Below are 15,044 nucleotides of genomic sequence, written 5' to 3'. Positions count from 1 at the left end.
GGGGCTTAGGGTTGCTCCTAGCTCTGTTTGTGTCGTGCGCAAATGCGCAAACGGTGGCAATCGCCCACGTCATTTATGACGGCGAAGGCCTTTACTACGCCGATAACGAAGAAAATATCCAATTCAAGCCTCTGGAAAGAGAACACAACGGCACCTATACCGTAAAGTTCAAAGAGGAACGTCTTAAGACATCGGCTGTGGAAGCACGTAAGTTGCGTTTCGGTTTAAAATGCACCGAAGGCAAAAAAGACTGCGAAACTTACCTGTACAAGGACGAAGCCAGCCTTCCGACCTTGAAGCAGCTGTTCCCTGACTACATTTACCAGGAAAAGGACCAGCCCGTTTACGAAGTCTGGCTTAAGCTGGACGCTACCGGCATCACCGTCCTGCCGGGAATTCCCGAAGAGTATGTTCTTCCGGATTCTATCACCGCAATCGTCAGGGTTCTTCCTCCCTGGAACAACACCTCTGCCCTGATTTATGTTGACGGCGAAAAGCACACCATGGTTCCCATCCGTGACACCTACTGTGGCTGGTTCGTAGACACCCTGAGAATTATTCCCAAGGACGCATACGTTTACTTCAAGCAGTCCATTGGGGACACCTACCTGGGTAAGGACGGCGTTTCCCATGAGACCATTCCCATTTCCGATGAAATTGCACTGGATTCCATTCTGGCCATCAGCAACGAAGTGTGGATTTCCGCAAAGTACGGTTATCCTGAATTGAGTTCCTCCTTCCCGGGCGACCTGGGCGATTGCCCCATCAAAAAGCTTCCCGTCATGATGTTCGACTGGCTCCATGGCGATGGTGACGGCAAGAACGGTTACAATCTCAATGAAGATGATGCCATTAACGCAAAAAACCAGGCTGGAACCACCAATCAGGATTTCGGAACTGGTGGATGCGACAATCTTTATACCGGCATGGTGGATTCCGTCCTCGGTCCCAACGGTGTTCCCGTACGTGCAGCCAACTTCCCTGCAAACTGCAAGCTTACGGAACACCTGAACGACTGGTTCCTTCCGGAAGTAGTTGCCACTGGTGCTGACGGCAAGAAATACACCAACGTAACCTGTCGCGAATTGGAACTGGAAATGGACAACAAGGGGTTCTGGAAGGGGCAGCGCAATATTGACAGTCCAGAAAAAGGCTTGTTCCTCCTGGACGATTTCAAGTACCTTGACGAAGCACAAACCGTTCCCAACCCCCACTTTGACTGGATCAGCGGCGGTAAGGAAATCGGCACTCATAACTACGGCTTTACCATGAAAATCCAGGCCCAGTTCGAATACGTAAAGGGCCAGTACTTTGAATTCTACGGCGATGATGACGTGTGGGTGTTCATCAACAACAAGCTGGTGGTGGACATCGGCGGTCAGCATCACCAGTCCAATGGTTCCGTGGATCTGGATAAGCTAGGCCTTACCGAAGGCGAAACTTATCCCTTCCATATCTTCTATGCGGAACGCCATAAGGATGAATCCAACTTCAAGATGCGTACGTCCATTGACCTTCAGACAGATGCCAGCATGCTTCTCGCTGAACTTTCCAGCGACACCACCGTCATGAAGATCAAGGATGTCTACCAGATTATCCGCGAGCGCGAACTGGCTTGTGATTTCTCCAGCAGCCCCGAAACAGAACGTACTGAACTGGGTCCTTCCAATTTTGTACTTTTCGGTAAGGGCGTTTCCAAGGGTGGCGTCGCACTGAAGGTGCAGGACTCCACCTACTACGGCGGTATCACCATTGCCGAAAAATACACTCGCCTGACAATCGACATCGACGCCCTCAGTAAAGCGATGCTCCTGCCTCCGGGAACCTACTATGTACGGATCTCCCTCCAGAGCAACAAGGACGAATACAAGGACGTTTACTTTACCATTCCTCCCCACGCTCTTCCGAATCTTGCATTCGCCACGAACGTCAAGGATTCGAACTACTACACTATTGGCTACAACATTGAAGACACCTTGTACTTCGACCAGTACTGGAAACCCTATGGCGACGAACTCTCTCGCAACGTTTCCAGCGACACATTGCCTTTGAGCCTGAGCAAGACCGAAAAGATGTGGGCAGGACGCTCCTATCCGGTATACATCATGTACGCCGAGGAATGGGCTGCCATGTACAGCGGAATTCCCGTTACCGTCACCACTTCCGACCCTATGCTCCAGCCCTGTGACTCCATGGGCGACCCCATCACAGAAATCCTTCTGGAACAGGGTCGTGCAAGTTTCTACGTGAAGGGCCTTGGTGAGGTAATCAATGCAACGCTTACCGTTTCTAGCCCTGGCGCAGAAAACAAGAGCGTGGACTGGACCCACATCAACATGGCAGTTCCGCCGGTACCGCAGATTGAAACCGCCTACATCTTTGACCGCACAGGCGATGGCCGTGCAGACAGCATCTGGATTCAGTTTACCAAACCTCTTGGCGGGCAAAGTGTTCTGGATTCTGCAAAGTTCATCTTTGGCGGCAACTACGACAGACCCTACAAGGCTATTTACAAGGATGGGGACATGACCGCTTCCATCTTTACTGACGCAGAAGGATTCGGCTCAGCAATCTTTACTGGTGGAGCACAGAAGGCTTACACTGGAAAGATCACAGTCTATTACACCTACACGGACGACGCCGGCAAGGCGACACTCTTCCCTGTGGAAGGCGCCCTGACAGACCGCGTAGGCCCTATTATTCTCGCAGCCGAAGTGGAATACATGAACGACGGCAACACTCAGCTGAAGCTCACCTTCAGCGAAGGCCTGGATTACAACCAGGCCAATACGGAAATGTTCAGATTCCACTGCTGGAAGAATGGCATCCAGGATTCCATCGTAAAACCTGCTAGCGACATTGGGACCATTCCTTTCGACCAGTGGACTCTGGTATTCCCCAAGGGTAGCGACCTGGACATTATTCCTGTTGTAGGCGATTCCGTCCGCTTTACCCCGCCATCCCAGAATGGAGAGGCTAGGGACCTGCTCGGAGTCCCGCCCCACGAAAACAACCCGTGGGTGCGTATCACTGGCGAACAGCGCATTACGGTAACCAGCCCGGCAGTCGTCACGCTGACCCCCGGTACCGAAAGCTTTGAAAAGGCAAAGGAAATCATCCGAAGCGATAGCGCGACTATTCCCAAGATCCTTACCGGCGACAACATTTCCGCTGAAGCCGCTGCCGCAGAATTCGGTACCCAGGGTCACTTCCTGGGAGACCTGGACATGGCCGAACTGGTCGAAAATGAAATCGCCGAAATCGTGAAGGAAGTTCAGGGAACCTCCATCTATCACGACAAGGAAGCCATGAAGAAGGATAGCACCAGTGCCGCAGCCAAGCAGGGCTACACACTAGAAGAAATCCTTAATAAGGTCTCCGCAGGTGAAATTTCCATCGAAAAGGCAAAGAAGAAGTATGGCGTAAGCGAAACCATCGTAGACGCCTACAAGAGCGGCCTTCTCACCAAGGAAAACCTGAAGAACTACGCTCACGGAACGGAAACCGATGTCAAGAACATTGTTGCCGCCGTAGCGGACAAGACCGTTCTTCGCTACAAGACCACCTATTACACCAGCCTTGGTCACTTCGTGAACGAGGAATCCGGCGCAATCAACTGTAACGCAGACATCTACAAGGCTGATGGTGCCGAAAATTGCCTGGGAAGCGATGGTCGCCTGTTCCTGGCATGGAACATGCGTTCCGCTAGCGGTCGACTTGCCGCTACCGGCGTATATATCGCCCGTATCCAGATCAAGGTAACGGTAAATACAAAGGTCATTACGGACCGCACCCAGGACTTCCTCTGGGGTGTCCGTCGCGGCCAGGTAAATGCAATAGACCTGGGTCTATAACGCTTTTTTCAACAAGAAGTTAGGGAGTTTTCATCTTTTCGGGATGAAAACTCCCTTTTTTTATTACTGGCGCATGAAATCGGCTTTGTAAACAGCAAATTAACCTCCCTGCAGATTGGAGGGTATTGAAATTTCGCAAAAAAAAAGGTATTTCTAGATTTGGATTATCAAGGATCTGAGGAGTTTCTGGATGAGGTGTTATAATTCCCTCGGGGGCGCAATTCGCGCTCTCGCTTTAGGTGTCTTTTTTAGTGCTACTTCCGCACTTGCAGCGACGTATACTGCAAGCGTTACTTACGAAGGTGGCGATCTTTATTATGCAACAGATCAAACCTGCAAATCCGCAGCAGACGGCGTAATTGTCCAAACCAACAATAAAATTGACCGTACAACCATCAATTTTTATAGCGACAAGGAGTGCAAAACAAGAATTACTTCCGTGAGAGGAAGCAACCTGTTTACCGATGGCGCCACCACCGCTACGGCAACCCTAAGTAAGAATGGTAGACTTACCGTCAACAAGCCTGCTGGCAATGATCCTGGTGCACAGCAGCCCGGTGGCGATAAACAGCCTACTGGCGGCAAGGAAGACCAGGTACCCGCGGGCAAGAAAGTCATCGCATTCTTTACGCCCTGGTCCAATACCAACGCAGTCCTCTACATGAACGGCGACTCTGTAGCCACCATGACCGCCATGAAGAATTATTGCGGTTGGTTCAGAACTGCAGTTACACCTCCTTCCAACAACTTTACCGTTTACTTCAAGCAAACCGTCGGTTTGAACTATGTAACCGCCGAAGGCATGGTCAACAAGGAACCGACGATCGCTACCGAAATTTCCCTAGACTCCGTAGCCGCTCTCGGTAGCGACACTATCTGGATCCAGGGTTACAAGAACGATGTTCCTACCGTTTACTCCGAATATCCCAAGGTTCTGGGCGATTGCCCCCTGAAAAAGTTCCCCGTAACAGTCTTTGACTGGCTCCACGGCAATAAAGGCGACGGCGTCAGCGGTAACGGTAATCCCGACAACGGCGTTAGCGCAGACTTCGGTTCCGGTGGTTGCGGCGGCAGCAACAACAACAAGGGATTCATGCAAGGAATGGTGGAATATAATCTGGGCAAGAACGGTGTTCCGGTTCCTGCCACTCCGTTCCCTGAAAAGTGCCAACTTACCACTCACCTTGCCGACTGGTTCCTCCCCGAAGTGGTGGCCAAGGACAATGCAGGCAACGAATACACCAATATGACCTGCCGCGATCTCTATATTTCCATGGATGACGCAGGGTTCTGGCTTGCAGAAGTTTCCAGCAGCAAGATTTCCGAGGGTAACGAAAAGAACAAGGGCGGTATGTTCCTGGTGGACGACTTCGAATACCTGGACGAAGCCAAGACTATCAAGAATCCTTATTATGACAACTTGAACGGAAGCGGCGGTAACCATAATTTCGGCTTTGCAGTCAAGATCCAGGCAACCTTCGAATATGTTCCTGGCCAGTACTTTGACTTCTACGGTGACGATGACGTGTGGGTCTTTATCGACAACCGCCTTGCAGTGGATATCGGTGGTCAGCATGGACAGGTTGCAGGTGCTGTGGACCTGGACACCATCGGCCAGAACAACGGCAAGAAACTGATTCCTGGTGAAACTTACAACTTCCATATTTTCTATGTGGAACGTCACGTAAGTTCCTCCAACTTCCGTATGCGCACTTCCATCGACCTGCAGGTGGACGCCTCCATCTTTGTCACCTCAGACAAGCGCGGCTCCGTAACGAACTATGACGTCTGGCAGGTGAACAAGAAGAACAAGCTCTCCTGCGGTTTTGACCCTAACAACACGGAAGTGGATACTACCGGCGGTGCCTCCAACTTCAAGCTGACCGGCCCCAATACGAACGAAATCCTCACTCCGGGCAAGACCTACTATGAAGGTCTTAAGATTTTCTCTGACTCCACCTTCAGCATTGACTCCGCCAAGATCGTGGACAACGCAACACTCCCCCCGGGACACTACTTCCTGGAAATCACCCTGAAGTCCGATCCCTCCCAGATGACCAAGGTCGAAATTGTGGTTCCGTCCTATGCGGTTCCTAGAGTCGCCTTTACCAAGGAAAACTGGTCCGTACTGGGCACAGAAGTTTCTGGGGATACGTTGCAGATTGGCGACTGGGCTTACGCCACTTACAAGGTGAACATTTCCTTCTTCGAAGATTGGGCGGTCGTCACGAATTACAACAAGAAAGTGAACCTGTCCTTTAACAATCCTAATGTGGACATTCAGGATTCTACCGGCAGAAAGATTTCTTCTGTGAACCTGGACGAAAAGGGCAGAGCAAGTTTCTACATCCATGCTAACGCAGCCGTACAGGGCGTGACTTTGATCGCCAAGGGATCCGCAGCAACCGCTTCCACCTGGACCGAGCTGAACTTCAAGGATCCTCCCATCCCCCACGTAAAGAACGCAATCATCGTGGACCGTAATGGCGATGGCCGTGCCGACAGCATGTACGTAAGTTACGATAGAGACCTGAAGGGCCAGGCACATCTGGATTCCATCCAGTTTACCTTCGGCGAATCCTTCCCCACCACTACCGGCTACAAGATCGTCAACAACACCGACCTGATCATTACCGCCGAATCCGCAGGCAAGTCCTGCACCGCTGATGTTTGCGGCTTTGGAAGCAGGCAGATTACCGGTGGTGAAACCACCATATATACCGGCAAGCTGAATTCCTGGTTTACCTACACCGAAGGCAACAAGTCGACCCAGTTCAATACCGAGAACGAGGAAATCACCGACGGCGTCGGCCCCATTGTCCTTAAGGCAGTGAAGACCAAGCTGAAGGATGGTAACCGCGAGCTTGAAATCACCATGAGCGAAGGAATCTCGGACGAATCCCGCGAAGACTTCGCCAATATCTTCGAGCTGATGTGCGTGCGCAACGGCATCCCCGGCGCTCCTGAAAATCCGGTACAGATTAGCGGCAAGGGCAGTACCTTGGTTCTGATCTACGGATCCTCCACAGAAGACGCAGTCCTCCCGGATAACGGCGACCAGATTCGTTTCCTTTTCAAGGACGTAAAGACCGTTGACCTCTCCGGCAACAAGCCTCACGAGAACAATCCCTGGGTAACCATCACCGGCGACCAGGAAGTAAGTAACGAAGCCCCGGGCGTGATTGCTGTTGGCGAAGACCCCTACGGTATCATTTCCAACCCTGAAACCACCCAGCCCACCCTGATTACCAACATCAATCAGGATGTGCAGAGTATCGGCGATTCCTTGGGTGTGCAGGGCCACTTGATCGACTTCGACATTTCCAAGATTATGCTGGAAGAAACCCAGAAGGATATCAACACCCTTGACGCCTTCATTGAAAATCGACTGGGCAGCACGACTACCTACGACACCGTCATTACAGGTATGACCGAAGCGGAAGCCCTGACAGACATCTTCAAGGATATTCAGGGCGGTCTCATTGGCGAAAACTACCTTCTCAGTCAGGAAACCATCGATGGCGTAATGAACGGAACGATCACCAAGGATAACTACAAATCCAAGATGAGTTCCAAGGAAGCTGCAACCATTACTGACCTGATGAAGGAAAGTGTGGAAGCCAGCCGTGATACAGCAATCACCATCAGCAGCATTTCCACCACCACCCAGGCAGACCTGTTCGAAGCTATCCGCAAGGGAGAACTGGATGACAAGCTTAAGAAGGCCGGCGTAAGCGCAACCCTGATCGAAGCCATCAAGAACGGTTCCCTGGACGAAACCAACGTGGACGAATTCCGTAGCGGCTCCAAGACCCTGGTTGCAGACACCGCAGTAGTTCTCCACTACCAGACCCGCTACTACAGCCAGTTTGGCGAATACGTAGGTGGCGCATCCAAGACCATCCAGTGTTCCGACGAATCCGTTTACGGCAAGGGCGGCTGCATGGCGAACAAGGGCAAGCTGTTCCTGGCCTGGAACATGCGTTCCGATAAGGGCCGACTGGTCGGTACAGGCGTGTACATTGCACGACTCCAGATGCAGATCAAGGTTAACGGCAAGACCACTCTGGACCAGACCCGCGACAAGCTGATGGGCGTCCGCCGCGGCGCAATCAACGGTCTTGAACTGGAGTTCTAGCCCACCAGCAATTTCAAAAAGAAAGGGCCCGCAAAACGCGGGTCCTTTTTTTAATCACAACATAGCGATGACCAGACAAAATTGAGGAGGAAGCTTCGCCTCCCCTCAACATCTCCTTATGCGAAGTTATACAGTTCAGTAATATCTTCGTTGTTCTTGTCGTACATCCAGTACTGATTGACGTGTGCGTGATCGTCTTCCACCAGATTGATCTTCATGAAGTGCTTGGCTTCCAGGTAGCGGTAAACATTGCAATCGTTCTTGCAAAGTTCATCCACAACGGCAGGGTTTACAACCAAAGTAACTTCACGCATACGGCCCTTGTTGTGAGCGCGAGACATCCAGCGATCAATCATGCCCAGAGTGCCGTTGATGGTACCGATACGGCCACCGCCACAGCAGACAGAGCAGACTTCCGTCTTTTCAGTCATAAGGTTCACACGGACGCGCTTACGGGTCACTTCCATCAGGCCGAACTGGCTAATGGGAGACGGGCTGATGGGAGCCTTGTCTCGACGAATCGCCTTACGGAACTCCTGGTAAACGCCTTCGCGAACATCTTCGGTAGCGAATTCCGGGAACTTGATGATAATGAGACCGCCCACGTCGCGGAGACGAAGCTGCTTGGCAATTTCCTGACAGACGATAACACCATCGTCCAAGTTGAGGCTATTACCGTGAAGGTCCACCTTGATGGAAACCAGAGCTTCGGTCTGTTCCAGAATCAACCAGCCAATATGATGGCCGTGGTTAGACAGAGGAACCTTGCGCTGCAGGGAGCGAGCGTAGTCGTTTTCAATCTTGAAATTTTCGAACAGGCTAACGTCTTCGTTCCAAAGTTTCACCTTGTTCAGCTTGTCCGGAGACAGGCGCTGCAGGTAATCGCGAAGAGCGTAGTATTCAGCACGATTATCGATGTAGACCACATCGGTATTGTCACTGAAGTATTCACGGACAGTCTGTTCAATAGAATCGGATTCTTCGTAGATGCAGGTTTCAGCCGGCTGGTTTTCGAAGTTGAACTTCGTTTCTTCCCACTTGGCTTCCAGTTCACGCATCTGCTTGTTGATTTCAAATTCAGATTCGTTCAGACCGTTGGTACGGACGATGTAACCCACATCGCGACCCTTCAGGCGGCGGACCACCTTCTTGAACTCGCGACGCTTGGCCGGGTCACGTTCACGCTTGGACACACCAATGAAGTTGGTGCCAGGCATGCAGACCAGGAATCGACCAGCAAAGCTCAAGTGCGTCGTCAGACGGGCACCCTTGGTACTGATGGGTTCCTTCACCACCTGCACCATGATTTCCTGACCTTCCTTGAGGATTTCGTCGATGGGGACTTCCTTTGCGGAGCCGCCCTCTTCATCGTCATCGCCGTATTCACGACGGAGAAGTTCGGAACGGTCCATGGCGTCTTCCTGATGGAGGAAGCCGGCCTTTTCCATACCGATATCAATAAAGGCAGCCTTCAGTGCAGGAAGCACCTTCTGGACGACACCCTTGTAAATGTTACCCAGCACGCGGTTGGAAGAAACGCCTTCCACCACCAGTTCCACCAGTTCACCATCTTCCATGATTGCGATACGCTTTTCATAGGGAGTCTTACTGATGAGGATTTCGCGCTTAGCCTTGTTGCGATTGTCGCGACGGTTGCGCTTCTGGCCGGGCTGCTTCTGAGGCTTAGGCTTAGCCGGCTTGACCGTCTTTTCCACATCGGCAAAGTTATACTGGTCTGTGATGTCTTCCTTGTTCTCGTTGTACATCCAGAACTGGTTCACATGTGCATTTTCGTCCTGGATCAAGTCGATAGTCATGCCATGCTTGTATTCCAGGTAGTTGAACATGCGGCTGCGGTCCTTGGCAAGCACATCCACCACGTAGGGGTTGGTCACCAGGGTTACCTGCTTCATATTTTCCTTGGCGCTGGCACGAGCCATCCAGCGGTCAATCATACCCAGGGTGCTTTCCAGGGTTGCAGTACGGCCACCGCCACTGCAAACCGGGCACACATGAGTCTTGCCGCCAACGGGCTCCACATGAACTCGCTTGCGCTTGATTTCCATGAGGCCGAACTGGCTAATGGTAGCCGGAGTCACTTCTGCCTTATCGCGACGGATGGCCTTGCAAAATTCGTTATAGACCGTGGTATTGTCGGCCTCGGTCTCCATATCGATAAAGTCCACGATGGTCAGGCCATCTACGTCACGGAGGCGCAGCTGCTTAGCAATTTCGCGGCAGGCATCGATATTGGTTTCCAGAATAATCTTGCCCTGATCCTTTCCATGGACCTTAGGACCGGTATTCACGTCAATGGACACGAGGGCTGCAGTCTGTTCGATCACCAGGTTTCCACCACGAGGCAGGGGAACCGTACGCTGCAGGGAGCGGGCATAATCGTTTTCCACCTTGAAGTATTCAAACAGGCTTTCGGCGGAGCTCCAGAGCTTCACCTTGTCCAGCAAGTCCGGAGACATGGCCTTCAAATCTTCACGGAGGGCGAAATACTCATCGCGATTGTCGATGTACACGTAATCGGTATTTTCGTTGATGTATTCGCCAATTGCGCGCTTTGTAGAATTGCTTTCTTCGTAAACAAGGCCTGCACCGGAAAGGTTAGCATAGTTTTCCTTGATGCCTTCCCATTTGGTTTCCAGGCCACGCATTTCCTGAGTCAGTTCCACTTCGGAAGCGTTCACACCCTCGGTACGGACGATGTAGCCAACATCCTTTGCCTTGGCATGGTTAATAAAGCGCTTGATATCAGTACGGCGAGCCTGGTCACGTTCACGCTTGGAGACGCGAATCAGGTCCGTACCCGGCATGCAAACCAGGAGGGTTCCTGCCAAATTCAGGTTCATGGTAAGGCCGGCACCCTTCTTGCCCTCGGGCTCGGCGGACACCTGGACCATCACCTCGTCACCTACCTGGAGCACCTTTTCGATGCTTACAGCCACATCATCACGGTCGAACTTGCCACGGGGAGCACTCCTGTCCACTGCATCTTCCTGCAGCAGGACGCCATCCGCATCAAGACCGATGTCGATGAAAGCAAGCTTTCCGGCAAGGACCTTTTTAACAATACCCTTATAGATATTTCCGAGAATCTGGACAGCACTACCACCATCTACGATCAGTTCCGCCAATTCACCATCTTCCATGATGGCATAGCGCTTCTCGTAGGGGGTCTTGCTAATCAGAATCCCGCACTTACACTTATTCGTCATTCAAAACCTAAAGTTCAATAAAAACTTGATAGTCGATAAAATTGCCCCTAGAGTACTAGGGACTACAAATATATATATAAGTGGGTCTATTTGATTTTTTTGAAATGGCGATTCGGGGCTGAAATAGCTCGTATTTTTTGTATTTTTAAGGGAAATGTCCCTAATACTCACTGTCATTTTCTTCGCCTGGTTTATTACCGCCATTGTGCGGGGTAATTTCTCGTATCAGAACAGTGATTATAGCTTTAGGGAACATCCTGTACAATACGTGATCCTGTTGATTGCGATTCTTGGATTTGCGTTATTTTGTCTGAACAAATTCCTCAACGAATTGGGCATTTATCTGATCTAGACGAGGTATGGGAATGGGGTTAGCAAGAATACTCAACACATTATTGTTATGTGCTCTAATCTGTTACGCAGCAGTTCCGGAGAAGGCATCCCCTTCCCCTGTTTACGGAAAGGTCATAGAGAGAATAGATTGGCAAGAAATGTCATCCTGGGAATCGGAAAAAAAGGAGACTTGGTCCGATTCAGAACAAGGCACACACTTTCTTTCCGCTTTTAAAAAGGCCTACAGTTTCCTTGAGAGCGCAACCTATATCATCAAGAATGCCCCAGGGATCCCCGAAAATGATAAAAGGATTGCATCCATTTTAAACCCAATAATCCAGGATTTCGTAATCACTAGAGTCCAGGTACAAAAAATTTTGGATTCCACAGGAACATGGACCGCACCACCCAAGGATTCCGTACTCACCCTCTATTCATTCACAAGTAGCGCTCCAACCTACAATATCAAGGAAAAACGTTTCTATCAGTTCAAACCCATCGCAAGCATCGATTCCAATCCCCGCGTATTCCTTCCCCATCATTTTTCAAGGCCTGTTTCCGAAGAAGAGCTATCGTCCTTCCCCTATGACAGTCTGAAGGAATATTCCCGTTATCAAGACTACATCCAGATGGATTCCATCGATGCACCACCCCTCTATTCCACCGCCCTACGGATGGTTCAGGAAAAGAAATACGATTCTATTCCGGAGGTGCTTAAAATTGCAACGAAATTGAAGGAAACCTACGGTCAATCGCCCATTAGCGGCTATGAAGCCCCACTCGCTTTACTCGCTAATGACACAAACTATCTAAAAGCTTATAACTTTCGTTGCATTTCTTGCATTTTCATGAGCGATAGCAACGCACTTAGAGCCGATTTGCAAAAAGCACTGATTGCACCAGCAAACGACTTCCGTTTTGAAAAAAGCATTAGCGTCCTTCCCGTCGATATCCGCACACAGTTGCGAGATGGACGTTCCTATGCAATGAGGACGAAAACCCATCCGTCTTCAAAACAGAAAAGATCCTATAGTCCTTTATTCTACCTCTACTTCGGAGGCGAAGCACAACTCCTGAGAAATGGAGCCCAGAAAGTCTTCAAGAGCGATTACCAGATGGGCTTAAACTGGATGGGCATCGGCGGCTGCTTTGGTGGAGGCCCCTTCTGTATGGATTACGAAGTCACGTTTTTTTACAGCAGGAAAACAGGCGAAGACCATGTGGTGAACGACACCCTGTATAACAGGGAAAATGGAGATGTACGAATGTCCCTCCTGCTGGAATGGCGCCCCTACTATACGCCCTATTTTGATGTAAGAGCTTATGTAGGCTACCATTGGAACGCTTATAGTTTCCATATTGACAGTGACTACGACGTAGATAAAAACCACCAATACAATAACATCGGGGACTTTGCAGACTTTAGCTTTGGCGGGATGTTAAACTTCAGCCCCTTTGACTTGGATATAGACGTTAGTGACGAGGGATGGAAAATTTACGCAGGTTTCCGCCTGAAAGTAGGTTACATCTTCCTGAATACGCCAGAGTTTAACAACCTTAACGGCGGCGGGTTCACCACCGGATTCTACATGTACGTGGGGATTTAGCAGAACACTAGTTCAAATGCGTTGGCGGTGCGCCGGCACTGTTCTTGATGGCGGCGGTTTTCTGTTCCACGATCTTGTCGGCGATGGCGCGGGCCTTTTCCGTAAGCCACATCCAGGATTGCGTTGCGGTGCTGTAGTCCGCTTCGCCGAACATCTGGACGCGTCCATCGCGGCGGAGCGTTTCCACCTGCTTAAAGCCCTTGACATCCCCCTTGGGGTATACGGCAAAGGTGCTCCCGCCATTGTAATTCAGAATACTGAATGCGGGCACGTCGCTGGGACCGTCGGCGATATACACCATGTTCTGGAAAGGCACGCGGCGGACTTCTCTCGCGATGGTAGAATTCACGTCGATGGTTTCGGGATACTTGTTGCTTCCCTTATTGATTTCAAAGAGGTAGCGGGTCTTGGAAGTATTATCCAGAGCACAGGCGATCTGGGAGATTTCACTGGATTCTTCGCTACGCTCAGAATGACGAAGGGATTCCTCTGAATGACGCGGGGAATCCTCAGAATGACGCGGGGATTCCAGAAAACCGGGCTGGAGAACGTCCTCGATAAATTCGCAACCGAAGATACCATCCACAAAGGGAGCGATGGCGCTTCCGCGGATCGTTTCCGCAAAACCTGTACTTACCACATAATGTTCCAGGCGAATATCGAATGCCTTGTACTTCGGGTCCTCTTCGATGAGTTTCTTCACTTCACCGAAAAAATCCGGAAGGCCGGGGTAGAACTTCAGTTCCTTCCCGAATTCACGAAGCAGGCTGTTGGAAAGGCCCTTGAATAGTCCCGCCTTTACATAAGTCAGGATGTGGTTCAAGTAGCTGGTATCCGCATTGACAGAAATTCCCTGTTCCTTGTAGCGGGTCTTCAGGGCGTTCACTTCCTGCCAGAACTTGGCGCCGTCCACATTGTAGTGGCGGAACAAAGGTTCCTGCATGTAGGAGCTGATGAGGGTCTTGTCGCAGTCCCACACCATGGCGATAATGTTCTGTTCAAATGCAGATTTACTCATAGATTCTACCGCTCCATTACAGGATGAACCAACCTACTTCGTTATAAAGAAACGTTCCGGATTAACAGAATTACCTGCCAGACGGATTTCGTAATGAAGGCCAATACTGGAACCACGTCCCGTTTCGCCGGCGATGCCAATAGGCTGACCGCGGGAAACCTTGGAACCATTGGAAACCAGAGACTGTTCCAGATGGGCGTAGAAGGACCTTACACCTTTAACGTGTTCAATCTTTACGGAAAGGCCGAAACCACGATGTTTCTGGGATTCAACCACGACGCCATCGCCTGTAGCGTAGACCGTATCGCCTTCGGCAGCCACATAGTCAATACCGCGATGAGGCAGCATACGGTCAGTAAAGGGGTCGTAAGCCATCTCGAAACGCTTACGGACAGGATGACCGTTTTTCATGGGATGGAGCACAGGAATCCTTGCAGCCAAGGCGGAATCCTTTTCCAATGCGGCAAGAAGATTCTTGAAGGTAACTTCCATTTCCATAAGACTCTTGCGGCGAGCCTTACTATTTTCATCTTCGTTAACAGTCTGTTCCAGCTTAAAGCCCATGCCGCTATGCTTCATGGTGCTATCGCGGAGAATACGAGTTTCTTCTGCCTTCAGGATGGATTCATCCACACTTTCGCGGATAACCTTCAGTTCCTTCTTGATGGTAGAATTCTGGCGATGCATTTCCGTAATGTCACCACTCGTTACGTTGTCCAAAATCTTGGCAGGAGAGAACAGGATAAAGCCAGCTACTGCGGCAATCACGAGGAATACCGTAATCACAGCACGAACTATGGACAGCCTATAGCTCTTTCCACTGCTGGTCTTGTTGGGGAATACATGTATTTCGAGTTTTTTCACGTT

6 protein-coding genes are annotated in these 15,044 nt (G+C 50.6%); 3 read left to right on the top strand and 3 right to left on the bottom strand.

Annotation, left to right across the window (positions count from 1 at the left end):
- The first annotated feature begins 53 nt into the window (after positions 1-53).
- Positions 54-3,854 carry a fibro-slime domain-containing protein gene (locus BGX12_RS04880; protein ID WP_233246261.1) on the top strand — a complete coding sequence of 1,267 codons (3,801 nt, stop codon included), beginning with the start codon at positions 54-56 and terminating at the stop codon, positions 3,852-3,854.
- Between the two features lie 190 nt (positions 3,855-4,044).
- Positions 4,045-7,992, top strand: coding sequence for a fibro-slime domain-containing protein (locus tag BGX12_RS04875; RefSeq protein WP_233246260.1), 3,948 nt, complete (start codon positions 4,045-4,047; stop codon positions 7,990-7,992).
- Between the two features lie 116 nt (positions 7,993-8,108).
- Here BGX12_RS04875 and BGX12_RS15740 read toward each other — a convergent pair whose 3' ends face one another.
- On the bottom strand, positions 8,109-11,219 hold the full coding sequence (locus BGX12_RS15740; protein ID WP_233246259.1) for an Rne/Rng family ribonuclease: 3,111 nt from the start codon (positions 11,217-11,219) through the stop codon (positions 8,109-8,111).
- A 710-nt stretch (positions 11,220-11,929) separates the two neighbouring features.
- On the opposite strand from BGX12_RS15740, the gene BGX12_RS04855 reads away from it, so the two are divergent.
- The gene (locus BGX12_RS04855) at positions 11,930-13,159 is read left to right on the top strand and encodes a hypothetical protein (RefSeq protein WP_146196250.1); all 1,230 of its coding nucleotides are present in this window, start codon (positions 11,930-11,932) and stop codon (positions 13,157-13,159) included.
- 7 nt (positions 13,160-13,166) lie between these two features.
- Here the strand turns inward: BGX12_RS04855 and BGX12_RS04850 are convergent, their stop codons facing one another.
- Together BGX12_RS04850 and BGX12_RS04845 are read right to left on the bottom strand one after the other, a co-directional pair.
- Positions 13,167-14,177, bottom strand: coding sequence for a haloacid dehalogenase-like hydrolase (locus BGX12_RS04850; RefSeq protein WP_109734965.1), 1,011 nt, complete (start codon positions 14,175-14,177; stop codon positions 13,167-13,169).
- A 33-nt stretch (positions 14,178-14,210) separates the two neighbouring features.
- Positions 14,211-15,041, bottom strand: coding sequence for a M23 family metallopeptidase (locus tag BGX12_RS04845; protein ID WP_109734964.1), 831 nt, complete (start codon positions 15,039-15,041; stop codon positions 14,211-14,213).
- Between the last annotated feature and the right edge of the window lie 3 nt (positions 15,042-15,044).

This window comes from Fibrobacter sp. UWR4 (genome assembly GCF_003149045.1).
Taxonomy (GTDB): domain Bacteria; phylum Fibrobacterota; class Fibrobacteria; order Fibrobacterales; family Fibrobacteraceae; genus Fibrobacter.
The sequence above is the reverse complement of the archived record's forward strand: the minus strand, read 5'-3'. Positions and strand labels throughout refer to the sequence as shown.